The 20,184-nt window shown below is 70.8% G+C and carries 22 protein-coding genes and 3 pseudogenes; 14 read left to right on the forward strand and 11 right to left on the reverse strand.

Annotated features, from left to right (window positions below):
* Positions 1 to 15 precede the first annotated feature (15 nt).
* Positions 16 to 1,281 carry a glucuronoxylanase gene (locus ABZX02_RS02280; RefSeq protein WP_355294281.1) on the forward strand — a complete coding sequence of 422 codons (1,266 nt, stop codon included), beginning with the start codon at positions 16 to 18 and terminating at the stop codon, positions 1,279 to 1,281.
* Positions 1,282 to 1,285: 4 nt separating this feature from the next.
* Here the strand turns inward: ABZX02_RS02280 and ABZX02_RS02285 are convergent, their stop codons facing one another.
* Positions 1,286 to 2,200, reverse strand: a complete 915-nt coding sequence (locus ABZX02_RS02285) for an FAD-dependent oxidoreductase (protein WP_355294282.1) — start codon at positions 2,198 to 2,200, stop codon at positions 1,286 to 1,288.
* 80 nt (positions 2,201 to 2,280) lie between these two features.
* On the opposite strand from ABZX02_RS02285, the gene ABZX02_RS02290 reads away from it, so the two are divergent.
* The 5 genes and pseudogenes from ABZX02_RS02290 to ABZX02_RS02310 all read left to right on the forward strand — a co-directional run bounded on the left by ABZX02_RS02290 (position 2,281) and on the right by ABZX02_RS02310 (position 4,575).
* Complete coding sequence (locus ABZX02_RS02290; protein ID WP_355294283.1) at positions 2,281 to 3,588, forward strand: protein kinase; 1,308 nt, start codon at positions 2,281 to 2,283, stop codon at positions 3,586 to 3,588.
* Positions 3,589 to 3,645: 57 nt separating this feature from the next.
* Positions 3,646 to 3,831 (forward strand): annotated as a pseudogene (locus ABZX02_RS02295) (cold-shock protein); the annotation flags it as partial.
* A gap of 42 nt (positions 3,832 to 3,873) precedes the next feature.
* Positions 3,874 to 4,053: pseudogene (locus ABZX02_RS02300) on the forward strand (cold shock domain-containing protein); the annotation flags it as partial.
* A 132-nt stretch (positions 4,054 to 4,185) separates the two neighbouring features.
* A pseudogene (locus tag ABZX02_RS02305) lies at positions 4,186 to 4,251 on the forward strand (hypothetical protein); the annotation flags it as partial.
* Between the two features lie 141 nt (positions 4,252 to 4,392).
* Positions 4,393 to 4,575 carry a cold shock domain-containing protein gene (locus tag ABZX02_RS02310; protein ID WP_355294360.1) on the forward strand — a complete coding sequence of 61 codons (183 nt, stop codon included), beginning with the start codon at positions 4,393 to 4,395 and terminating at the stop codon, positions 4,573 to 4,575.
* Positions 4,576 to 4,725: 150 nt separating this feature from the next.
* Here ABZX02_RS02310 and ABZX02_RS02315 read toward each other — a convergent pair whose 3' ends face one another.
* From ABZX02_RS02315 to ABZX02_RS02330, 4 genes are all read right to left on the reverse strand, one after another.
* Complete coding sequence (locus ABZX02_RS02315; protein WP_355294284.1) at positions 4,726 to 5,172, reverse strand: RecQ family zinc-binding domain-containing protein; 447 nt, start codon at positions 5,170 to 5,172, stop codon at positions 4,726 to 4,728.
* Positions 5,166 to 6,344, reverse strand: coding sequence for a RecQ family ATP-dependent DNA helicase (locus ABZX02_RS02320; protein WP_355294285.1), 1,179 nt, complete (start codon positions 6,342 to 6,344; stop codon positions 5,166 to 5,168). The genes ABZX02_RS02315 and ABZX02_RS02320 overlap by 7 nt, the downstream gene beginning before the upstream one ends.
* The gene (locus ABZX02_RS02325) at positions 6,334 to 7,101 is read right to left on the reverse strand and encodes an alpha/beta fold hydrolase (RefSeq protein ID WP_355294286.1); all 768 of its coding nucleotides are present in this window, start codon (positions 7,099 to 7,101) and stop codon (positions 6,334 to 6,336) included. The genes ABZX02_RS02320 and ABZX02_RS02325 overlap by 11 nt, the downstream gene beginning before the upstream one ends.
* A 168-nt stretch (positions 7,102 to 7,269) precedes the next feature.
* The gene (locus ABZX02_RS02330; protein ID WP_355294287.1) at positions 7,270 to 7,512 is read right to left on the reverse strand and encodes an acyl carrier protein; all 243 of its coding nucleotides are present in this window, start codon (positions 7,510 to 7,512) and stop codon (positions 7,270 to 7,272) included.
* Between the two features lie 216 nt (positions 7,513 to 7,728).
* Between ABZX02_RS02330 and ABZX02_RS02335 the strand changes: the two genes are divergently transcribed.
* The 3 genes from ABZX02_RS02335 to ABZX02_RS02345 all read left to right on the forward strand — a co-directional run bounded on the left by ABZX02_RS02335 (position 7,729) and on the right by ABZX02_RS02345 (position 9,595).
* Entirely contained in the window at positions 7,729 to 8,520 is a 792-nt protein-coding gene (locus tag ABZX02_RS02335) for an MBL fold metallo-hydrolase (RefSeq protein ID WP_355294288.1), read from the forward strand.
* Positions 8,521 to 8,685: 165 nt separating this feature from the next.
* Positions 8,686 to 9,123 carry a hypothetical protein gene (locus ABZX02_RS02340; protein WP_355294289.1) on the forward strand — a complete coding sequence of 146 codons (438 nt, stop codon included), beginning with the start codon at positions 8,686 to 8,688 and terminating at the stop codon, positions 9,121 to 9,123.
* A gap of 85 nt (positions 9,124 to 9,208) precedes the next feature.
* Positions 9,209 to 9,595 carry a four-helix bundle copper-binding protein gene (locus ABZX02_RS02345; protein WP_355294361.1) on the forward strand — a complete coding sequence of 129 codons (387 nt, stop codon included), beginning with the start codon at positions 9,209 to 9,211 and terminating at the stop codon, positions 9,593 to 9,595.
* Positions 9,596 to 9,598: 3 nt separating this feature from the next.
* Here the strand turns inward: ABZX02_RS02345 and ABZX02_RS02350 are convergent, their stop codons facing one another.
* From ABZX02_RS02350 to ABZX02_RS02365, 4 genes are all read right to left on the reverse strand, one after another.
* A complete protein-coding gene (locus ABZX02_RS02350; protein ID WP_355294290.1) occupies positions 9,599 to 10,756 on the reverse strand; it encodes an MFS transporter in 1,158 nt (385 codons plus the stop codon).
* Between the two features lie 65 nt (positions 10,757 to 10,821).
* On the reverse strand, positions 10,822 to 11,283 hold the full coding sequence (locus ABZX02_RS02355) for a thioredoxin domain-containing protein (protein ID WP_355294291.1): 462 nt from the start codon (positions 11,281 to 11,283) through the stop codon (positions 10,822 to 10,824).
* A 46-nt stretch (positions 11,284 to 11,329) separates the two neighbouring features.
* Entirely contained in the window at positions 11,330 to 11,680 is a 351-nt protein-coding gene (locus ABZX02_RS02360; protein WP_355294292.1) for a rhodanese-like domain-containing protein, read from the reverse strand.
* Between the two features lie 88 nt (positions 11,681 to 11,768).
* On the reverse strand, positions 11,769 to 12,701 hold the full coding sequence (locus ABZX02_RS02365) for a LysR family transcriptional regulator (protein WP_355294293.1): 933 nt from the start codon (positions 12,699 to 12,701) through the stop codon (positions 11,769 to 11,771).
* A gap of 186 nt (positions 12,702 to 12,887) precedes the next feature.
* On the opposite strand from ABZX02_RS02365, the gene ABZX02_RS02370 reads away from it, so the two are divergent.
* The 3 genes from ABZX02_RS02370 to ABZX02_RS02380 are packed head-to-tail and all read left to right on the forward strand — an operon-like array spanning position 12,888 to position 15,822.
* Positions 12,888 to 13,568 carry a tRNA-dependent cyclodipeptide synthase gene (locus ABZX02_RS02370; protein WP_355294294.1) on the forward strand — a complete coding sequence of 227 codons (681 nt, stop codon included), beginning with the start codon at positions 12,888 to 12,890 and terminating at the stop codon, positions 13,566 to 13,568.
* On the forward strand, positions 13,565 to 14,872 hold the full coding sequence (locus ABZX02_RS02375) for a cytosine permease (protein WP_355294295.1): 1,308 nt from the start codon (positions 13,565 to 13,567) through the stop codon (positions 14,870 to 14,872). Before ABZX02_RS02370 ends, ABZX02_RS02375 begins: the two co-directional genes overlap by 4 nt.
* 14 nt (positions 14,873 to 14,886) lie before the next feature.
* The gene (locus tag ABZX02_RS02380) at positions 14,887 to 15,822 is read left to right on the forward strand and encodes a LysR family transcriptional regulator (protein ID WP_355294296.1); all 936 of its coding nucleotides are present in this window, start codon (positions 14,887 to 14,889) and stop codon (positions 15,820 to 15,822) included.
* Between the two features lie 98 nt (positions 15,823 to 15,920).
* Here ABZX02_RS02380 and ABZX02_RS02385 read toward each other — a convergent pair whose 3' ends face one another.
* Positions 15,921 to 17,342 (reverse strand): peptidase M1, encoded by a 1,422-nt coding sequence (locus tag ABZX02_RS02385; protein WP_355294297.1) that lies wholly within the window; start codon positions 17,340 to 17,342, stop codon positions 15,921 to 15,923.
* A gap of 365 nt (positions 17,343 to 17,707) precedes the next feature.
* On the opposite strand from ABZX02_RS02385, the gene ABZX02_RS02390 reads away from it, so the two are divergent.
* Both ABZX02_RS02390 and ABZX02_RS02395 read left to right on the forward strand, forming a co-directional pair.
* Complete coding sequence (locus tag ABZX02_RS02390) at positions 17,708 to 18,145, forward strand: Hsp20/alpha crystallin family protein (RefSeq protein ID WP_355294298.1); 438 nt, start codon at positions 17,708 to 17,710, stop codon at positions 18,143 to 18,145.
* Between the two features lie 12 nt (positions 18,146 to 18,157).
* Positions 18,158 to 18,400, forward strand: coding sequence for a hypothetical protein (locus ABZX02_RS02395; RefSeq protein ID WP_355294299.1), 243 nt, complete (start codon positions 18,158 to 18,160; stop codon positions 18,398 to 18,400).
* 668 nt (positions 18,401 to 19,068) lie between these two features.
* On the opposite strand, the gene ABZX02_RS02400 is transcribed toward ABZX02_RS02395, so the two are convergent.
* Positions 19,069 to 19,758: a hypothetical protein gene (locus tag ABZX02_RS02400; protein ID WP_355294300.1), complete on the reverse strand. Its 690-nt coding sequence runs from the start codon at positions 19,756 to 19,758 to the stop codon at positions 19,069 to 19,071.
* Positions 19,759 to 20,184: the final 426 nt, after the last annotated feature.

Raw genomic sequence — 20,184 nt, forward strand, 5'->3', positions numbered from 1 at the left:
CTCCGTGGAGACATCATGACGGCACGTCGAGACCACTCGGAGAACAAGTCGCCGCTCGTCCACCGCCGGACGCTGCTGGCAGCGGGCGCCGCACTGCCGGTGCTCGCCACGGCGACACCGGCTGCCGCGGCCACATCGGTGGTCGTCGAACCGTCGAACGTGCAGCAGACGATCCTCGGGTTCGGCGGGATGAACCACACCGTCTGGATCAACGACCTGACCGCCGCCCAGCGCGAGACCGCCTTCGGCAACGGCGCGGGCCAGCTCGGCTTCACCGTGCTGCGCATCCCCGTGCACGAGGACCGGGCCAACTGGAGTCGCGAGGTGGCCACCGCACGGCGTGCGGTCGAGCTCGGGGCCAAGGTGATCGCCTCACCGTGGAACCCTCCCGCCTCGATGACCGAGACCTTCTCCGGTGGCAAGAGGCTGCGCTATTCCTCCTACGGCGCCTATGCGCAGCACCTCAACGACTTCGTGGCCTTCATGGCGGGCAACGGGGTGAACCTGTACGGCATCTCGGTGCAGAACGAGCCGGACTACGCGCAGGAGTGGACGGCGTGGACGTCCAGCGAGATCGTGCGGTTCCTGCGCGAGAACGCGGGTGCGGTCAACACGAGGGTCATCGCGCCGGAGTCGTTCCAGTACCGCAAGAACCTCTCCGATCCCATCCTGAACGACGCCACCGCTTTGGCGAACGTGGACATCATCGGCGCACACCTCTACGGCACCCAGCCCGCGGACTTCCCGTACCCGCTCTTCCGGCAGAAGGGCGCCGGCAAGGAGCTGTGGATGACGGAGGTCTACCACCCCAACAGCAGCGACTCCGCCGACCTGTGGCCGCAGGCCCTCGACGTGGGCGAGCACATCCACCGGGCGTTGGTGGACGGCCGGTTCCAGACCTACGTCTGGTGGTACATCCGCCGCTCCTACGGCCCGTTGCGCGAGGATGGGCAGATCAGCAAGCGCGGAGCCAACATGGCCCACTTCGCGAAGTGGGTCCGCCCCGGCTTCTCGCGGATCACCGCGACCGCGAACCCGCAGTCGAACGTCTACATCTCGGCGTACAAGAGCGGGTCCAGGATCGTGATCGTGGCGATCAACAAGAACACGTCGCCGGTGGACCACGTGTTCACCCTCCGCGACACCGGTTCCGCGACGGCCTCGACCTGGCTGACGAACGCGAGCGCGAACCTCGCCCACTACAACGACTTCGCGATCTCCGGCGGCACGTTCAACGCTCAGCTGCCGGCGCGCAGCATCAGGACGTTCGTCCTGAACTGACAGCTCACCCGCCGAGCAGGGCGTCGGCCACGGCGCGGCCGGAGAGCCAGGCCGTCTGCACGCGTGGGCGTCCGAACGCGTCGCCGCACAGCCACACTCGGCCGTCGCTCGCGTACGGGGCCTCGGACGTCTTCTCGGGCTGGGCGTAGGTCCACCGGTGCGTCTCGATCCGCGGCGAATCGGTGATGCCGAGCAGTTCCCCGACGGCCGCGGCGAGAACCGGACCGGCCTCGGCGGGCGCGTCGAGGTGCTCGGAGGCCAGCTCGGCGGTGGAGTGGGCGACGAGGACCGGCGCGGCGTCGCCTCGGCGATCACCGTCGTCGAACACGGTGGCGAGCACCGGGTGGTCGTTGACGAACGCGCCGCGGAGGCCGTTCCACGAGCGGGCCGGATACGTGAGGACGGCGGCGATGACCGGCCGCCAGCTCTGCGCGGCCGCGGCGGAGGCGATCGCCGGCGGCGGGGACAGCTTCAGGGCCTGGGGTCCGGGCATGGCCAGCACCACCGCGTCCGCACCCCGCGCGACGGACTCGACGGAGGCGACCGGAGTGGAGAGGCGGACGTCGAGTCCGTCGGCGAGGTCGGCGGCGAGGCTGCGCAGTCCGCCGGGAGCGGCCCAGCGGACGGGACCGCGCGTGTCCGTGCCCTCGGGGTAGACCCGCAAGGTGTCGGTCCAGGGACGGGCGAGGCCCCGCGCGTGCCAGGACTCGGTCTGCGCGACGAACGCGGGGTCGTCGGCGACCAGGTAGGCCGCGCCGATGTCCGCGTACCGGCCGTCGACCCGCCGGCTGGCCAACCGGCCGCCCACGACGCGGCCACGGTCCAGAACCCGCACCCGTGCGCCGCCTTCTGCCAGCGCACGTGCGCACGAAAGACCCGCTATCCCTGCCCCGACCACGACGATCTCCACGAAAGACACATTAGGTGCCGCACAGTGAGGTCACAGGACGAACTCCGCGAAGGTGGCCGATGGTCTGCTCGGCCAAGTAGCGTCGGCATGTGCCAGAAGAGGGTGAGGTCGTCGCCGGGCGGTACCGGCTGGTGTCGTCGATCGGGCAAGGGTCCATGGGGGTGGTCTGGCAGGCCCGCGACGAGCAGCTCGACCGCGTCGTCGCGGTCAAGCTGCTCACCACCGACCGGCGCTCCCCGGACGCGGTGGCGCAGATGCTGCGCGAGGGCCGGGTGGCCGGACGGCTGCGGCACCCACACGCGATCAGCGTGTACGAGGTCGTCGAGCACGACGACAAGCCCTGCCTGGTGCTGGAGTACCTGCCCTCCCGCAGCCTCGCGGCGCTGATCGCCGAACGGGGCGCGCTCCCGCCAGGCGTGGTCGCGGCCGTGGGCAGGCAGGTCGCCGCCGCGCTGGCGGCGGCGCACGCGGAGGGCATCGTGCACCGCGACGTCTCGACGTTCAACGTCCTGCTGGCCGAGGACGGCATCGCGAAGATCACCGACTTCGGCATCGCCCGCGCGGTCGGCGAGGGCACGGTGACCGACGCCCGCCTGATCGTCGGCACGCCGGCCTTCCTGGCGCCCGAGGTGGCGGCGGGCGAGGCGGCGACGTTCGCCTCGGACGTGTTCTCCCTCGGCGCGACCCTCTACGCGGCGCTCGAGGGCACGCCGCCGTTCGGCGTGGACGACAACCCCTACGCGCTCCTGCAACGCGCGGTCCGGGGAGAGTTCGAGCCGCCACGATCGGGTGGCCCACTCGCCGAGGTGCTCGTGCGCCTCCTGCGCCGTGACGCGGCCCAACGCCCGACGATGGCCGAGGCCCACAAGCTGCTCGCGGCGGTCGCGGAGGGACTGCCGCTGCCCGCCGCGCCCCCGAAGAGCGGGACGCGGATGCTGCCCGTCCGCCGCCACCCGCCACGCCGAGTGATCGCGATGGCCGCCGGTGCGGCCGTCCTGGTCGCCGTGGGCGTGGTGATCGGCTTGGTCGCGCAGGGCGACCGGCCCAGCAGCAGCGCCCAGACCGACCCCACCACCGTGACGACCACGGCCACGACCGCCTGCGACGCCCGCTACGAGGTGACCAACTCGTGGCCGGGCGGCTACCAGGTCGAGGTGACCGTGGGCAACACCAGCGGACGCGGCCTGACCGGCTGGACCATCACGTGGCAGCCGGCCGCCGGCCACACCATCGGCAACCTGTGGAACGGCACCCTGACCCAGAACGCGACCGAGGTGACCGTCACCAACGCCGGCCACAACGCCGTGCTCGCCGCCGGGGCGACCACCTCGTTCGGGTTCGTCGCCGCCGGTCCCGACCCCGCTCGCCCGGCCGTGACCTGCTCCACCGTCAGCTGAAACACGCGGCGCCTGGGACACTGGACCTCCGAACACCCGTGAGACCAGGAGTGCACAGTGCAGCAGGGAACCGTCCGCTGGTACGACCTCGAGCGCGGCTTCGGCTTCCTCGCCCCCGACGACGGCGGCGACGACATCTTCGTGCACGTCTCGCAGGTGCAGGGCGAGGGCGCGGCCAAGGCTCTGCGGGAGGGCCAGGCGGTGGAGTTCGAGACCGGTGAGGGACCGCGCGGCCCGCAGGCACTGCGCGTCGCCGTCACCGGGGACGCCTCGCCCGGCGCGACCCTGGGCGTTCTCGCCACCGTCTCCTGGTACGAGCCGGCCAAGGGCTACGGGTTCGCCGCGCCGGACGGCGGGGGCGCGGAGGTGTTCGTGCACTCCTCCGCCATCGTCACCGGCGGCGTCCTCGCGTCCGGGCAGCGGGTGGCCTTCGTCGTCGCCGCGGGGGAGAAGGGGCCGCAGGCCCAGCACGTCGTGCCACTGAGCTTCGACGCCGGCGTCCGCCGAGCCCCTGTGGCCGCGGCCGGCGACGGCGCCGACGGCTCCGTCCTGTGGTTCGACGAGGAGAAGGCCTTCGGCTTCGTGGCCGCCGACGACGGAGCGGGCGACGTCTTCCTGCACGTGCGCGCCCTGGTCGACGAGGTGTACCTGCCGGCCGAGGGCGACCGGGTCTCGTTCACCACGGTCACCGTGGACCAGGGTCGTCAGGCGCGCGACGTGCGCTTCGTGTCCACCGGCGAGCCGGTGGACAGCGCCGCGCCCCCCGGCCGGGCCCCTGCGGCAGCCCGTGCCGGCGACGGCACGGTGGCTCGCTACGACGCGGACCGCGGCTTCGGCTTCATCACTCCCGACGCGGGCGGGCCCGACCTCTTCGTGCACGTCTCGGTGGTCTCCGGCAGCGCGCCCCTGGAGGCCGGCGACCGGGTGCGGTTCCGCATCCGGCAGAGCGACCGCGGTCCGCAGGCCGATGCCGTCGAGCGCGCCTGACCGTCCGGGACGGCCCGATGCTTGCCCCTTCACCCGGTCGGTGCTGGGATGAGACCGCTCCTGGCCTTCCCAGTGGCCGGGGCGCGGGGACCGATCTCGCGGGCACTGCCGGGCGTGCCGATCCGCAGGCATCGATGAGATCAACCGCTCTCACGCCGGCGCGAGCACCCCGGTGTCGCGCACAGCGTCGAGTGAGAGCGTCTTGTAGCCCACCTCGTCGAACAACACCATCAACCGGTCGGCCTCGTGCTGCACGACCGTGCCCCGGCCCCACCGTTCATGTCGCACGACGGAGTCCGGTGGGTATTCGCTGACCTCGGAGCGGTCGCCGGACCTGCCCTCGTCGCAGTTGTCGCAGTGGCCGCACGGCTGGTCGAGCTCCTGGCCGAAGTAGCCCAGCAGGAACCGCCTGCGGCAGTCGCGCGTCTCGGCGTAGCGCTGCACGACCTCGACCCGGGAGCGGTCCCGCTTCTCCTGCCTCTCCACGATCCCTGCGACGGCCGCGACGGCTTTCGCCGGTGGGGGAGCACCTTGCACGTACCGCACCCGGTCGTGGGTGGTCAGCACGACTTCCGCAGCCTCCAACAGGTTCACCACGCTGGTGACCTTCCTGCGGGAGCGGTCGAGCCGGCGCGCGCGAGGTCGGTGATCGTGATGCCGGACCGTCGCCGGCGGACGGCCGCGGCGACCTGGCGCGCACAGTCGCGGTCGAGAGTCCTGGCGGTCAGGAACCGTTGCAGCGCCCGGTCTTCCGGCCGGTGGAACAGAACCACCTCGGCTGGTTCCCCGTCGCGGCCGGCCCGGCCGACCTCCTGGTAGTACGCGTCGAGCGAGCCGGGTGTCGCGGCGTGCGCGACGAACCGCACGTCCGGCTTGTCGATGCCCATGCCGAACGCGGAGGTGGCCGCGATGACGTCGAGCTCTCCCCGCATGAAGCCGTCCTGCACCCGCTTCCGGTCCGCCGCCCTCATCCCGGCGTGGAAGGCGCCGGCCGCCAGACCTCGTGAGGTGAGATCGGCGGCGTACCGTTCGGCGTCGCCGCGGGTGGGCACGTACAGCAGACCGGGCCCGGTGCGGTCCGCCACCCAGTCGACGACGGCTCGCCCGCGTTCCTCGTCGTCGGTGCAGAAGCGGGTCGCCAGGTGCAGGTTGGGCCGGTCGAACCCGGCGACGACGACCGCCACGTCACGCAGGCCGAGGTGTTCGACGACGTCCGCGCGGACCGGGCCGCTCGCGGTGGCGGTCAGTGCGAGCACCGGCGGGTGCCCCAGCCGCTCGATCACGTGCCGCAGGCGGAGGTAGTCGGGCCGGAAGTCGTGCCCCCACGCGGACACGCAGTGGGCCTCGTCCACGACGAACAAGGAGGGCTTCGCCTGACGCAGCCGTTCGACCGTCTCGGTGTTCGCGAGTTGTTCGGGGGACAGGAACAGGTACTCGACATCGCCCGCGGCGAACCTCCGCCAGGTCTCCGCGTTGCGCTCGGCAGACCGCCCGGAGTTGACGGCGGCCGCCACCGGCGCCGCGGTCGACCGCAGCGAGCCGACCTGATCCCGTTGCAAAGCGATCAACGGGGACACGATCACGGTCGGACCGTCGAGCAGAATCGCCGGGACCTGGTAGATGGCGGACTTGCCGGCGCCGGTCGGCATGACGACCAGCGCGTCACGGCCGTCCAGGAGGTGCCGCATGCCGAGCAGTTGCTCCGGGAGCAGTTCGGTCCAGCCGAACACCTCCCGGGCCGTCCGGACGAGCTGGTCGTCAGCCGGCATCGCGCAGGTCGAACCGTTCGGCGGCCCACTCGGCCAGTCGCGGCCGCAGGGCGAGGTACACGTCGGGGTCGAGCCCCATTCCGGTGTGCGTGCTGTGCACCTCGACGCACTCGGCGTACGGGTCGAGGCTCAACCGCCACGGCACGATGCCGTCGGACTTGGAGTACACCGACAGCGCGGGCACCTCCAGGGGTGCGGTGGCCGCGGCGACGTTGTCCTCGAAGCAGGTGCCTGACAGGCAGTCTCCGTCCATCAGGCCGGGCACGCCGATCGCGGACAGCCGCGTCAAGGCCTTGGCGGCGAGCAGCACGTGCGGGTGGGCGCCCAGCGGGTCGAGCACCGGGCTGCCCAGCATCACCAGGCCGCGCACGAGGTCGGGACGGCGCGCCGCGGCGAGGCGGGCGAGTCCGCCGCCCCGGCTCTGGCCCAGCAGCACGACGGGTCCGCCGGTGGCCTCGACGTGCTCCTCCAGCCGCTGTTCGACGCGGTCCACCAGCTCCGACGTGCATCCGAGGTTGAACCCGACGCCCGCACCGATCGGCTCGTAACCGCGGTCGCGCAGCCAGGTGGTGGCGAAGCTGAGGCTGACGTCGCTCGCGCCGAAACCGGGCACCAGCACCACCCCGAGCCCCGCACCTTCCTGGACGTTGGCGTCGCGCCACACCCGGTGGCGCAGGAGGCGGGGGATCGTCAAGGCCGCCACGGCGACGTGCTCGCGCGCTAGCGACCGCAGCTGTCCGACAGCACTGATCGTCATTTCTGGCCCTTCCGTCCAGGTGGAGAGGAGTTAGCCCGGACCAGCGCGGGCAAACATGGACCAGGGTCACGTTTGGTGCGCTGAGGACGGAACGAGCTCCAGTCGTGCCGCGGCCGCCATCGCCGTTGTCGGCATCAAGACCGCCGCGGCACGACGTGGGCGAAGGGGTCAGCTGACTGCGGGCCCGGACTGATCCGAACCTGACAGCTCCTTGATGAACTGGTGGCACTGCCGTGCCCGCGCCGAGTCCTCCTCCATGACGCCGCGGAAGAAGTCGGCGATGTCCTGACGGCCGGCGTTGTCGGCGTCGCGGACGTACTGGCCGTAGTCGTGACCCGCCTTCAGAGCGTGGTACTGCACGGAGATCAGGTCGTAGGTGACGTCGTCGAAGCCGGTCTCACCCGTGGCCATCTCGTACCTCCTTCGGAGTGTCGGTAGCGGGGTCATACCCGGACGAACCGGGTCGAACCGATGACGCCGAAGTCGGTTCGGTTCCGGTTGTTCCGCTTCGGCACGGGTATCCACGGCCTTCGTGCGAGAGGCCGAACACCGCGTCCGGCGAGCCCGGCAGTCATCCAGCGGCGCACCTGGCCGCTGAGCGACCTCGACCCTTCTCGGAGAAATGACATGACCGGCTCGCTGTACTTCGTGGGCAACGCCACCACAGTGCTCCGCCTGGGGCCGTTCACACTGCTGACCGATCCCAACTTCCTCCACAGGGGACAGTGGACGCACATCGGCCAGGGTGTGGTGTCGCGCCGCCTCACCGAACCGGCGATCGGAATCGCCGACCTGCCGGAACTGGACGGCGTGGTGTTGTCGCACCTGCACGGCGACCACTTCGACCGGGTGGTGAGCAGGGAGCTCCAGCGGGATCTGCCCGTGTTCACCACGCCGCACGCGGCGAAGAGGCTGTCGCGGCGCGGTTTTCGCGAAGCCGCGCCGTTGCGCACGTGGGAGACCGGCGCGTTGTCGAAAGGGTCGGTGAAGCTGACCATCACCTCGCTGCCGGGCAGGCACGCGCTCGGGCCGCTGGGCCACCTGCTGCCTCCCGTGATGGGCACCATGCTGGAGTACCGGGAGGCGGCGGGCGTGCTGCCGTTCCGCGTCTACCTGAGCGGCGACACCCTGGTGCACCCGCAGCTGCGGCAGATCCGCGACCGCTTCGACGGCATCGACCTCGCTGTCGTGCACCTCGGTGGCACGAAGGTGCTCGGTGTGCTGCTGACGATGGACGGCCGGCAGGGCACGGATTTGGTGGAGTTGCTCGCCCCGCGCACCACCGTGCCGGTGCACTACGAGGAGTACGGCGTCATGAAGTCACCGCTGTCCGACTTCACCGAGGAGCTCTCGCGACGCGAGATCGGACGCGACGTCCGGGTGGTGGCACGAGGGGAGACCTTCACACTCCCGATCTGACCGGGTGTCGCCGACCAGGCTGCCCGGCACACCACACCGGTTGGGCACGGCAACAGCCCGACCGTACCTCAGGATCAACGCGCGGCTGTGGACGTGATCTTGTGAGTCGCGGGTACCCGGCCGGTGGTGCGACCCGGACGAGCGGTCGCCGTCCGAGGGAGCGAGATGAACGCACGAGGTCAAAGCCCGCCTGCCAGCCGCCACCAGGCGCTGGCCAGCGTGCCCAGCGGCCTGAACGTCCTGGCGGGGATCTGGCTGATGGTCTCCGCGGTCGTGCTGGACCACGGCGGGACTGTGGCGGGCCTGGACACGCGCTGGGTCGACCTGACGATCGGGTTCGCGATCGTGCTGGTGGCGTTGACGCGGGCGATCTCGCCACGAGCGGTGGCCAGGACCGGGTGGGTGGTCAACGTCGTGCTGGGCACGTGGCTGGTCGTCGCTCCGCTCGTGCTCGACTACGGCAGCAGGGCGGTCGTCGTCAACGACGTCGTGGTCGGCGCGGTCGTGGTGGTGCTGACCTGCGCGAGCCTCGCTCTCACGAAGCGGGCACGCCCGAACCTGGACATGGACAGGCAGGTGGGCGACTCCGCCCGGTTCGAGTGAGCGTTCACGGTTCGGCCCCACGTCAAGGGGTAGCCGTCACGGAACCTGATTCGGACCGAGGAGAGCTGACGTGACCACGACGACGATGCTGGAGAGCTACCCCGCGGAGATCAACCTCGACCGGGGCAAGCTGGCGGCGACGATCGACGCGCTGACCGCGTGCGCGGAAGCGTGCACCGCGTGCGCGGATGCCTGCCTGAGCGAGAGCTCGGTGGCGGAGCTGACGAAGTGCATCCGCACCGATCTGGACTGCGCGGACATCTGCGGTGCCACAGCGCGCGTGCTGTCGCGGCACACCGGCTACGACGCCAACGTCAGCCGGGCGTTGCTGCAGGCGTGTGCTGTGGCGTGCAAGGCCTGCGGTGACGAGTGCGAGGCGCACGCGAACATGCACGAGCACTGCCGCATCTGCGCCGAAGCCTGCCGCGCGTGTGAAGCCGCGTGCCGCGACCTGCTCGCCACGATCAGCTGACCGTCAGGACCGTGGTGAGCCTGCTGGCCGGGTCGCTCCTCGCACGGCGGGCTGTCGCACGGCGGCCCAGAACGCCACACCCATCAGTGCCGCCGCCACGCAGGTGAGTGCGGGTGCCGCGGTGTCGAGCACCACTCCACCCACCACGGCACCCCCCGCCACCGCGCCGTTCCAGGCCGCGATGGTGAGCGATTGGGCCCGATCCGCGTCCCGTCCTGCGATCAGGGCAGTGACCGACTGGAACGCCGTCGGCGCGCCGCCGAACGCCACACCCCACAGGGCGCACGCGGCCAGGGTCGTGGCGACGTCGTCCGACACGGCCAGCAGGACCATTCCCGCCGCTGTCAGCACCGGGCAGAAGCCCAGCACCGCGCGGGGATTTCGGTCCACTGTGGACCCGACCAGGAAGGTCCCGCACACGGCACCGCACCCGAACACCAGCAGCGCCGTGCTCAGCAAGCTGTCCTGCGCCAACCGCGTCAGCACGGGTCCGATGTAGGTGTAGAGCACGTTGTGCCCGAGCGAGTACGCGAACACCATCACCAGGGTCAGCCGCAGCAACGGCAGGGAGGCCCGCGTCGTCCGGGCGGGCTCGCTCGCGATCGCCGGCACCGCGAGCACGACCCAGACCAGCAACGGCACGGCGATCGCCGCCATCGCGGCGAACGACCAGCGCCAGCCGACCAGTTCGCCGAGCGCCGTGCCGGCGGGGACCCCCAGCGCGAACCCGATGGGTGTGCCCGCCATCGCGATCGCGAGCGCGCGTCCTGACCGTCCCGGTGGTGCCAGCCGCATCGCGTACACCGCGACCAGCGACCACATCACGCCGGTGGCCGCGCCCGACACCACTCGCGCGCCCAGGATGACGCCGTAGCTCGGGGACGCCGCGATCACCAGGTTCGTCACGGCGAACGTCAGCACCAGCGCCACCAGAACGTGCTTGCGCGGCAACCGGGAGGTCAGCGCGGTCAGGGGGATCGCGGTGATGGCGGTGGTGATCGCGTACACGGTGACCAGCTGCCCGGCGGCGGACGGTGTCACCCGCAGGTCCTCGGACAGGCCCAGCAGGAGCCCCGCGGGCAGCACCTCGGCGAGGCAGCCGAGCAGCACCACCAGGGTCAGCGCGAGCAAGGCCCGCCACGGCATCGTGTTGGGGGACAAGGATGTTCCTCTCGTGCGGGAGCCGCCCCGGCACGGTTCGCAGGGCCCGTGCCGGGGCGGAAGGATCAGCCCTTGGCGAGCTGGGTGTCGATCCACGCCCGCAGGGAGGCCTCACCCCGGAAGCCGATCATGCGCGAGCCCGGCAGTTCCGCGGCGTTGCGGACCGGCACCAGGGTGGGCAGGTACTGGATCCGGTACCGCGACGAGAGGTCGCGGCTGACGTCGACGTCGACCTCGCCGAGCAGGAACCGGCCGTTGTACTGCGCGGCCAGCCGCTCGATCACCGGCTTGAGCTGACGGCAGGGCGGGCACCAGGTGGCGCCGAAGTCCAGGACGACGAGCTTGGCCTTGGACACCTCCATCACCTGGGCGTAGTTCGCGGACGTCACCTGGACGACGTTCTCCGCGCTCATCTGGATGGTCGAGGCGGCCGACGGCGCGGCCTGGGCGGTGGCGGGCGCCAGCACCGCGGCCACGAGGGCCACGACGACGGCGACCGCGCGCAGCCCGTACTTGAGCAGGGACATCAGAAACTCCTCGCTGTGCAGGGGGATTTCGGGTACTCGCGGGCGCTCAGCCGGAGGTCGTGGTGACGAGGCCCGCACCGGCCCAGTCCTCGATGCCCTCGCGGTACTTGCGCACGTTCTCGTACCCCAGTTGAACCAGCCGGGACCCCACGAGCTCGCTGTTGCGACAGGGCACGTTGGCGCAGTAGACGACGATGGGGGCGGTCTTCTCCGGCAGGACGTCGGGTGCGAGCCGGTCGGTGAACTCCGCCGCCTGTTCGTAGGGGAAACCGGGGATGTTCACCGCGCCGGGCAGGTGTTCCATCTCGTAGTACGCCGCCGGCATGGTGTCGACCACGACCACGGTGCCCGCGTCGATTTCTTTCCGGAGTTCCTCTCGGGAGATCAGGGGCAACATCGATGAATCCCTTTCGGCACGGTTCGCGCGTTTTTTCGCGCCGATCCGAGTGTGGTCCGGTGGGGGATTCGCGCCCACTGCCAGCGGTCTATGCCGTGCCGTTATCCAGCCACTCCCGATAGCGCTCGTTCTGCGCCGCCAGTTGTTCGTAGGCGCTCACGGCGGCGCGGTGCACGTCGGCGAACCGGTCGTCGAGCGGGTGGTCGGCCCGCCAGAGCAGGACGTGCTGCACGGTCATGGGGTCGCCGGCCAGCGGCCTGATCACCATGCCCGGTGGTTCCTGCGTGGTCGGCTGCACCAGGCACACGCCGTGCTCGCCGGACACCAGGCGGTGCCGCACCTCGTCGACGTCGTGCGCGATGCGCGGTGTGAAGCCGTGCGCCAGGCACATCTCCCGGAACACGACCCGGCACCCGTCGCCGCAGCTGGACACGATCCACGGCTCCCGCGCCAGCTCGACCAGGTCGATGACGGGGGAGGAGGCCAGGCGGTGCGACGACGGCAGGGCGACGAACGACGGCTCGGCGACCACCCGCTCGGCGCGCACCCCGTCCGGCACCGCCAGCGTGCGCGGGCCGCAGATCATCGCCAGCGCGAGGTCCACGCACCCGTTCGCCACCTGCGTGACCAGCCTGCTGTGCGACAGGTCCGCGCGACTGGTGAACTCCCGTTCCGGCAGCAGCCGGCGGACACAGCCGAACAGACCGGGCACGAGTCCGCTGTCGTTCCACCCGATCCGCAGCTCGCCCTCCGACGGCTGCTGACGGCGGAAGTCCCGGTCCAGCTCGTCGAACGCCGGGATGATCGCCTTGGCGCGGGCGAGCACGAGCTCCCCGATCCGGGTGGGGCGCACGCCGTGTGGCCCGCGGTCGAACAGCGGGTCGCCCACCAGCTGCTCGATCCGGCGCAACTGGTGGCTGAGCGCGGGCTGGGCAAGCCGCAGCTCGCCCGCGGCACGGTTGAGGCTGCCCGCCCGCGCGATCGCGACCAACACCCGCAAGTGCCGAACCTGGAGCTCCATGTCACTCATTAGGCACGGACGTGCGCGCCGTGTCACCACTTCGGGGCCGAACGGAGCACGGCGTTGCGATGGTGGACGCATCAGCGGATGGCATGACCTTCCGGCAGTACCCACCGGCCCAGCGCCTGCCGATAGTGGGCGAATCCGCATTTCCCTGCCCCTGCGAATTCACCTTCGGAGTCGACGGTGTTGCTGACAACTCCGCTGACCGAGCACTGCGCTGTTCCGTTGCGAAGCGGACACCACGTGTGCATCGGCGTGAGCCCGTTCAACAGTTACTTCTCGGTTGACCGCATCACCGCACTCGCCCGGTGGGCCATTCGCGAATTCGAGCGGTTCCATTTCTTCGTGCCCGACCACGCGGCCGTGCACACGCTCGAGGCTCTCGGCTACGAGCCCGGCCGCGCGCAGCACAAGGCCGCGCGGCAGGGCCAGTACGTCGTGAACAAGATCTGCCGCGCGTTGCGCGAGGTGGGCGTGCGCGACCCCGAGGAGCACCTGCTCGACGGGGCCCACCTCGCCCGCAATGACGTGTACCGGGAGTTGCTGCGCGACGCGGGGGCCTGGTTCCTGACCGACGACGCGTTCGCCGCGGAGTGCCTGGAGGCCACTCGCTGGGTGCTCGACCGCAGGCTGCCGGAGGGGCAGTCGCCGACCGACGACCAGCTGCGCTGCGCCGTCCGCTACTTCCTGGCGGAACTGCCGATGTTCGTCGACACCCCGGCGATCGCGCGGGTCGACAGCTCGGTGTTCGCCTACCACCAGCGCGTCGCGTTCCTGGAACGGTTCTACGCCAGGGAACTGTCCTGGAAGCCGAGCCCCGCACAGGGGTTCGTGGTGCTGTCGCCCGCCGAGGAGGCGGCGTGACGGCGGCACACGACGACTACTCGCTGCGTCGCCTGCCCGACGAGGCGCGCCGGTCGTGGGTCTCCGTCGCCGTGCAGCGGTTCGGGCAGGTCTCCGCGTTCCACCAGTTCCTGCTCGGCGCCACCCTCGGGTTCGGCATGACGTTCTGGGACGCGGTGCTCGCGATCACCCTCGGGTCGGTGATGCTCGAGGTCGTCACCATCCTGATGGGGATCGCGGGGGTGCGGGAGAACGTGTCCACGTCGGTGCTGGCCCGCTGGGCCGGCTTCGGCGCGCGCGGGTCCGCGCTGGTGGGCCTGCTCGTGACGCTCAGCCTCGCCGGTTGGTTCGGCGTGCAGAACGAGGTGTTCGCCCAAGGCCTGCACCGGCTCGTGGGCGGTCCACCGGTCTGGGCGTGGGCCGCGCTCGGCGGTCTCGCGGTGACCGCGATCGTCGTGGCGGGCTTCCACACCATGGCGTGGACCGCCTACCTCACGGTGCCCGCGTTCCTGGTGCTGACGGGCTGGACGATCGTCACGGAGCTGCGCGAGCACGACCTCGGCGAGCTGGTCGGCATGCCGCCGCCCGGCCCGGTGCTGAGCATCGCGCAGGGCACGACGCTGGTCGCGGGCGCGTTCATCATGGGCGCGGTCATGACCCCCGACATGACCAGGTTCAACCGGCGTCCGTCCGACGTCGTGAAGCAGACGCTGATCAGCGTCACCCTCGGCGAGTACCTGATCGGCCTGACCGGCGTGCTGCTCGCCCACGCGTCGCGCAGCGCGGACGTCGTCGACATGATCATGTCCAGCTCCGGCGTCGTCGGCACGCTGATCATGGTCGCGGCGATTCTGAAGATCAACGACTGGAACCTCTACTCGGCCTCGCTGGCCCTGGTGAACACGGTTGACGTGCTGCTGCGCAGGAAGATCAGCCGGTCGGCCGCCACGTGGTGGCTGGGAGCCCTGGGCACCCTGGTGTCCGCGCTGGGCATCGTCGACCACTTCACGGTGTTCCTGACGTGGATCGGGGTGATCACGCCCCCGGTCGCGGGCATCGTGATCGCCGAGTACTTCGTGGTGCGCACCTGGCGCGCGCAGCTCGACGAGTCGCGTGCGAGGGGCGAGCTGCCGGCCGATCCGCCGGACTGGATCCCCGTCGCGCTGCTGTGCTGGGCCGCGGGCACCGCCGTCGGCCTGTTCGTACCGGTCGGCATCCCGACGATCAACTCCGTCGTGGTCGCGTTCGCGCTGTACGCTGCGATCGGCAGGACGGCCGGGATCGTGCGTCCGGTGCCGCGATCCAAGGCCGACACCCACCGCTGACGGGAAGCGACGGCATGGAACTCGACGTGCACCACCTGCGACTCGTGCGGGCGATCGGGGAGACCGGCAGCCTGTCCGAGGCGGCGGTGCGGCTCGGGATCAGCCAGCCCGCGGTCAGCGGCAGTCTCAAACGTCTCGAGAACGCGTTGGGGCAGCGGCTGTTCGAGCGTGGCTCCTCCGGCACGTCGGTCGTGCCGACGCCCACCGCCGAACTCCTGCTCGACCGGATCAGCGCGGTGCTGCCGATGATGGAGGGGCTGGTGCGGGACATCGAGGTCCGCACCAGCCCCTCCGAACTCGTCCGGGTCGGCGGCGTGTGCTCGCCGTTCCTCTGCCACCTGCCCGCGATCGTCGACGGCCACCGCCCGAGCGGCCCGGCCCCGCTGCTGTTCGACAGCGAATGCCGGGACCTGGTCGTCGAGATGGTGGCGCAGCGGCGGCTGGAAGTGGGCGTGGTGAAGGACTACCCGGGTTTCGAGGCGGTCGTCCCCGCGTCGGTGGACTGCGCGGTGGTGGCGCACGACCGGACACTGGTGCTGCTGCGCGAGGACCACCCGCTGGCCCGGCACAAGGTGATCGGCCTGGAACAGCTGCAGGACGAGGACTGGGTGCTGCCCCCGCCGGACTCGTCACGCTTCCACGAGTACTTCCACAGGTCCTGCGGCAGCAAGGGTTTCACCCCTCGTGTGAGGTACCTCGCGGAGTCGTTCGGCATGACGGTGGCCGCGGTGCGCAACGGCGCTGTCGCGCTGTCCCAGGCGGCGTGCGAGGGCCATCTCCAGGTCGCGGCGAGACTGCTCGCGGACAACGCCCTGTCGCGCAGGTTCCTGCTGGTGTGGCACAAGGAGAGCGATTTCGCGGCTGTCGCACCTGACGTCCTGGCGGACGTCGCGCTGGCCTACCGGCTCGAGTGCGAGGCGTCTCCCGTCTACTCCCGTTACCTGGCCTGACGAAGCGGTGTTGGGACCCGGAACCGGGGGCGCCCCGCCCCCCCCGCCCCGAGGGGCGCCCCCCCCGGCCCGCGCGCCCCCCCCCGCCGCCGGAACCGTCAGCGGAGCTCCGCCGGTGGCAGGGTCGTTCCGTGAACCCAGGCCTCGTGGAACTCGCTGAGGTCCTTGTCCGCCACCGCTGCCGTGTAGAGCTCCCAGTCGTACCAGCCCTGGTTGAGCTGAACGGCGATCTCCGGGTAGTCCCGCAACACCGTGAAGAACGGCCCGTCACCGATGTGCTTGCGCAGCGCGTGCACCATCAGCACGCCCTTGTCGGCGACCGAGAACTCCCTGCCCACGCCGGGATCGGCGAGCTTGCGGCCCCAGAACGCGGCGTCCGCGCCCACCCGGCGCAGCGAGTCCTGGTAGCGCTGCTCGACGGCGGGCCCGCCGCGCCCCTCCTCCCACAACCACACCAGGTAGCGCGCGAAAGACTCGACCATCGCCTGGTCCTTCCACATCTTGACGGAGAGCTGGTTGCCCCACCACTGCGAGGCCAGGGCCTGCACCAGCGCCGCCTGGTCCGCGCCGCCGCCGTGCACCGGACGCCCCTGGGAGGGTGGTGAGGGAGCCAGCCGGTCCGCCAGGTACACGCCACCCGTGGCGGGGAAGGGGAAGGGACCCAGCCGACCGGTCAGGAACTCCAGCGCTGCGGGCAGGCTCTTCGCCAGCGAGGTGCTTGTGGCGGGCCCGAAGGCGTCGAGCACGGCGGTCCCGTCCGCGAGGGTGGACTCGCGCACGGTGAACCGGTCGATGGCGACCATCGTGGTCGACGGCGCGACCGGGACATCCTCCGACCAGCTGTGCGTTCCGTTGTGGACGGACGTGCGCACTCCGGTGGACACCACGCTCCACCCCGCAGGGACGGTGGCGTCGAGGTGGAACGTTGCCTTGTCCACCGAGGTGTCGTTGACCGGGAACCACGTCGACGCCGAGTGCGGTGCCCCGGCCGCGATCACGCCACCGGACCACGTCGTGCGCCACCCGGTAGCGCCGCGGCCGGGCACGTGCTCCGGTTGCGGCCGTCCGCAGTAGACGACCTCGACGGTGAACCGGGTGTCCGCCTCGAGCACCGCGGAGGGCGTGATCACCAACTCGTGCTCCTTGGCGCGGGTGAACCTGGCGGGCGTGCCGTTGACCTTCACCGAGGTGACGACGAGACCGCGCAGGTCGAGGTTGAACCGGCTGAGGCGCTGCGTGGTGGTGGCCGTGACGACGGCCTTGGCGGTCAGGAACCGCGCGGCGGGGTCGTAGGACAGGCCAACGGTGTAGTCGCCGACGTCGTACCCGCCGTTGCCGTCGGTTGGGTAGTAGGGGTCGACGCCGAGCACGACACCGTTGGGCGCGACGTGCACGTAGCCGTCGGAACCGATCGTGTCGTCCCCGACCGCCGCGGCCTGGCCGGGCGGGGGACAGGACAGGGACAGACCGCACAGCAGCAGGGTGGCCGACGAGAGCGTTCGTCGAATCCGCACAGCCATCGGGAGACCTCTCGGAACGGTGGCAGGGTCCGGTCAGTCTCGGTGGGCTGTGAGCGGTCACGCCAATGCCATCCGCCCATGTCCGCACGTTATGAGCGACACCCTGGCGTCCGGTGGTGCCGCTCCGGGTCGGCTCGCCACCGCGGTGCGGTCATCAGTCGTGCAGCAGCGGTAGTGCCGGACCGGGCCCGCTGCGCGCCGCCTCGAACGCCCGTGAAACCGAGCTGGGTGAACCACACCTGGTGCGCGCGACCGAGCTCGAACTTCGTCATCCTTTCGACGACATTTCTCTTGTCATCGTTCCGACGACATGCTAGAACTGTGGTGCGCGTTGACAGCAAATGAGAACTTCGAGGAGGTGCCGGATGTTGATGCGCACTGACCCGTTCCGGGCGCTGGACCGGTTGGCGCAGCAGGTGTTCACCGGACCGGGCACGTGGTCGCGGCCCACGGCGATGCCGATGGACGCGTACCGGGCGGGCGACGATTACGTGGTGCACTTCGACCTCCCGGGCGTGTCCGCCGACGCGATCGAGCTGGACGTCGAACGCAACGTGCTGACCGTCAAGGCCGAGCGCAGGCCGGCCTTCTCCGGTGGTGACGTCGAGACGCAGGTCGCGGAACGACCGCTGGGCGTGTTCTCCCGCCAGCTCTTCCTCGGCGACTCGCTCGACACCGAGAACATCGAGGCCGCCTACGACGCCGGTGTGCTGACGTTGCGCATCCCGGTGCTGGACAAGGCGAAGCCGCGCAGGATCACGATCACCGGCACCGAGCGGGAACCGAAGCAGATCAACGCCTGACCGGGACCCGCCGTGGACACGCGGACACTGGACGAGGAGTTCCTCGCGCTGCTGTGCGAGGACGACGACCTGGTGCGCGCCGAGTTCGACGCGATCGTCGAAGCGAACTGGGGCGGGCCACCACCGCCCAGCGCACCTCGGCAACCGGTCCCGCCGACACCGCACCGCCACCGGGTCCACCCGCACGGCACGGGCCGCGTCCCGTTCAGCGGTCGGCCGCGGCAGCGTTCCCCTCCGGCACGGGAAGGCAGGTGATGCGTGGATTCCGAACAACGGCATCTCGAACAACGACGCGAGGACGTCCGGCCGACCGCTCGCACCGTCGGACCAGTCCGGTGGCCGGCCCGGCCAGCCACCAAGGCGCACAGGCGCGAACCACACGCGAGCCGCCCGGATTCCTCCACCGTGGCCCCGCACCGCAGCACCGCGGTGCGGGGCCACCTGTCGTCGGTCACCTCGGCGCGTGACGTCGTTCGGAATCACCGCGCGTTTGGCGCTGCTGACGACACGCGCGGCGGAAAGCGCGCCGGTCGCTGTGAGGAAGACGAGCACCACCTGGGCACTCAGGAGGTGGGTGCCCCGTTCCAGCACGGCAGCGAGGAGCGTGCTGCCGAACGCCGGCACGCGCGTCGCCTGTGCATCGGTGACGGAGCGGCACCGAGCCGCTGCCTCACCCGGTGCCCGGCGTCCGCGAGAGCGGAATCGCAAGGCCCCGTGAGCTGGCCGCAGGCGCGCTGACCTGTCCACACCTGAAGTCAGATGTTCAGCCGGGTGCCCGCGTTCCAGTCCAACGCGGCTGTGGCGTGTCGGCCGTGCGGGTCAATGCGCCGGACGCCTTTTCGGGCGTCGTGTCCGGGACGATCAGGCGGATGTAGGAAGTGGTCGTCGAACGCCACCGCCGAGGCCGTCCTGGCCGCCGCGGGTCACTGGTTCGACTGGTGTGCCGCGTACTCCTCCCGGTTCCACAGCGCGAAGTAGAGGACGTCGGTCCACCAGCTGAGGCCGATCGGGTTCTCGGTCCTGTCGTCACGGGTGTTGTCGAAGTCGTCGGTCAGCACGAGCCCGTGGAAGGCGTCCATCGGCGGCGCCGACCGCTCGGCCACGGCCGCGGCGAGCACGGCCCCGGCCGCCGCCGCGTCGTCGGGCAGCGCGTCGATGGCCGCGCCCGCCGCCCGGCACAGGTCGAGGTGGCCCTCGATGAGCGCCCGCAGCTCGTCCTCGCCGCTTTCGATCATGGTGTCGAGCTCGATGGTCTCGAGCAGGACGTACCGGTCGCGGTGCGCGTCGAGGAACCGCTGCGCCTCGGCGAGCGCGGCGTGCAGGCTTTCGGCGTCGCTCGCGGCGCGCGCGGCGGCGGCGAACTTCGTGAGCCGTGCGAACCCGGCGTCGAACTCGCCGCTGATGGCGTACAGAGTGGTCCTGCTCTGCGGGGGCTCGCCGTCGAACCCGTCGGCGATCAGGGACGCGCACAGCCGGGGATCGCCGGACAGGAGCACCAGGAAGGAGAACGGGATGGCGTAGGGCCATTCCGACAACCCGGAGATCGTCTCCGGCCGATCCTCATAGGACTCCGGCCGGTTGCTGGTGCTGTACAGGTACGAACGGTTCGCCATGACCGGATCCTATGACGGTCCTGCGGCGGGCTGGACCTGGCCGAGACAGATAGTCCGTTTCGATTGCGGTAGACGCGGCGTTCTCCGCTTCCCCGCCTCGCAGGGGTTGGCCCTTGAGGCTGATGAGGCCGCGTGTTCAACTGTCGCGAGTTCTCAGCGGTTGTCGCGGTGAGTGATCGCCGGGTGCCCCGTCCGGTCGAGAGTGTTCAAACAGGACTCAACCGGTTACGCGATCCGTTCGAAGATGGCGTGAACTTCCACTCCTGTGTACACGCGAACGCTTGTGCGGCAGAGGCTCGTCGAGTTCGACGACGTCCATGTCGGCTAGGGTGAGTCCGGCGCGGTTCAGGACGGCGGGGCGAAGTGCTCGGCGTTACCGGGGGACAGAACTCAAGCAGGTGTATGGGGCGAACGCGTTGTTCGATG

This window comes from Lentzea sp. NPDC003310, from assembly GCF_040610935.1.
Classification (GTDB): domain Bacteria; phylum Actinomycetota; class Actinomycetes; order Mycobacteriales; family Pseudonocardiaceae; genus Lentzea.

Excerpts from the sequence above, each read along its gene's own strand:
- ABZX02_RS02280 (WP_355294281.1), top strand. The coding sequence starts at position 16 with ATGACGGCACGTCGAGACCACTCGGAGAACAAGTCGCCGCTCGTCCAC.
- ABZX02_RS02320 (WP_355294285.1), bottom strand. The coding sequence starts at position 6,344 with ATGCCGGCTGACGACCAGCTCGTCCGGACGGCCCGGGAGGTGTTCGGC.
- ABZX02_RS02325 (WP_355294286.1), bottom strand. The coding sequence starts at position 7,101 with ATGACGATCAGTGCTGTCGGACAGCTGCGGTCGCTAGCGCGCGAGCAC.
- ABZX02_RS02330 (WP_355294287.1), bottom strand. The coding sequence starts at position 7,512 with ATGGCCACGGGTGAGACCGGCTTCGACGACGTCACCTACGACCTGATC.
- ABZX02_RS02335 (WP_355294288.1), top strand. The coding sequence starts at position 7,729 with ATGACCGGCTCGCTGTACTTCGTGGGCAACGCCACCACAGTGCTCCGC.
- ABZX02_RS02340 (WP_355294289.1), top strand. The coding sequence starts at position 8,686 with ATGAACGCACGAGGTCAAAGCCCGCCTGCCAGCCGCCACCAGGCGCTG.
- ABZX02_RS02345 (WP_355294361.1), top strand. The coding sequence starts at position 9,209 with ATGCTGGAGAGCTACCCCGCGGAGATCAACCTCGACCGGGGCAAGCTG.
- ABZX02_RS02355 (WP_355294291.1), bottom strand. The coding sequence starts at position 11,283 with ATGTCCCTGCTCAAGTACGGGCTGCGCGCGGTCGCCGTCGTCGTGGCC.
- ABZX02_RS02360 (WP_355294292.1), bottom strand. The coding sequence starts at position 11,680 with ATGTTGCCCCTGATCTCCCGAGAGGAACTCCGGAAAGAAATCGACGCG.
- ABZX02_RS02365 (WP_355294293.1), bottom strand. The coding sequence starts at position 12,701 with ATGGAGCTCCAGGTTCGGCACTTGCGGGTGTTGGTCGCGATCGCGCGG.
- ABZX02_RS02380 (WP_355294296.1), top strand. The coding sequence starts at position 14,887 with ATGGAACTCGACGTGCACCACCTGCGACTCGTGCGGGCGATCGGGGAG.
- ABZX02_RS02385 (WP_355294297.1), bottom strand. The coding sequence starts at position 17,342 with ATGGCTGTGCGGATTCGACGAACGCTCTCGTCGGCCACCCTGCTGCTG.
- ABZX02_RS02390 (WP_355294298.1), top strand. The coding sequence starts at position 17,708 with ATGTTGATGCGCACTGACCCGTTCCGGGCGCTGGACCGGTTGGCGCAG.
- ABZX02_RS02400 (WP_355294300.1), bottom strand. The coding sequence starts at position 19,758 with ATGGCGAACCGTTCGTACCTGTACAGCACCAGCAACCGGCCGGAGTCC.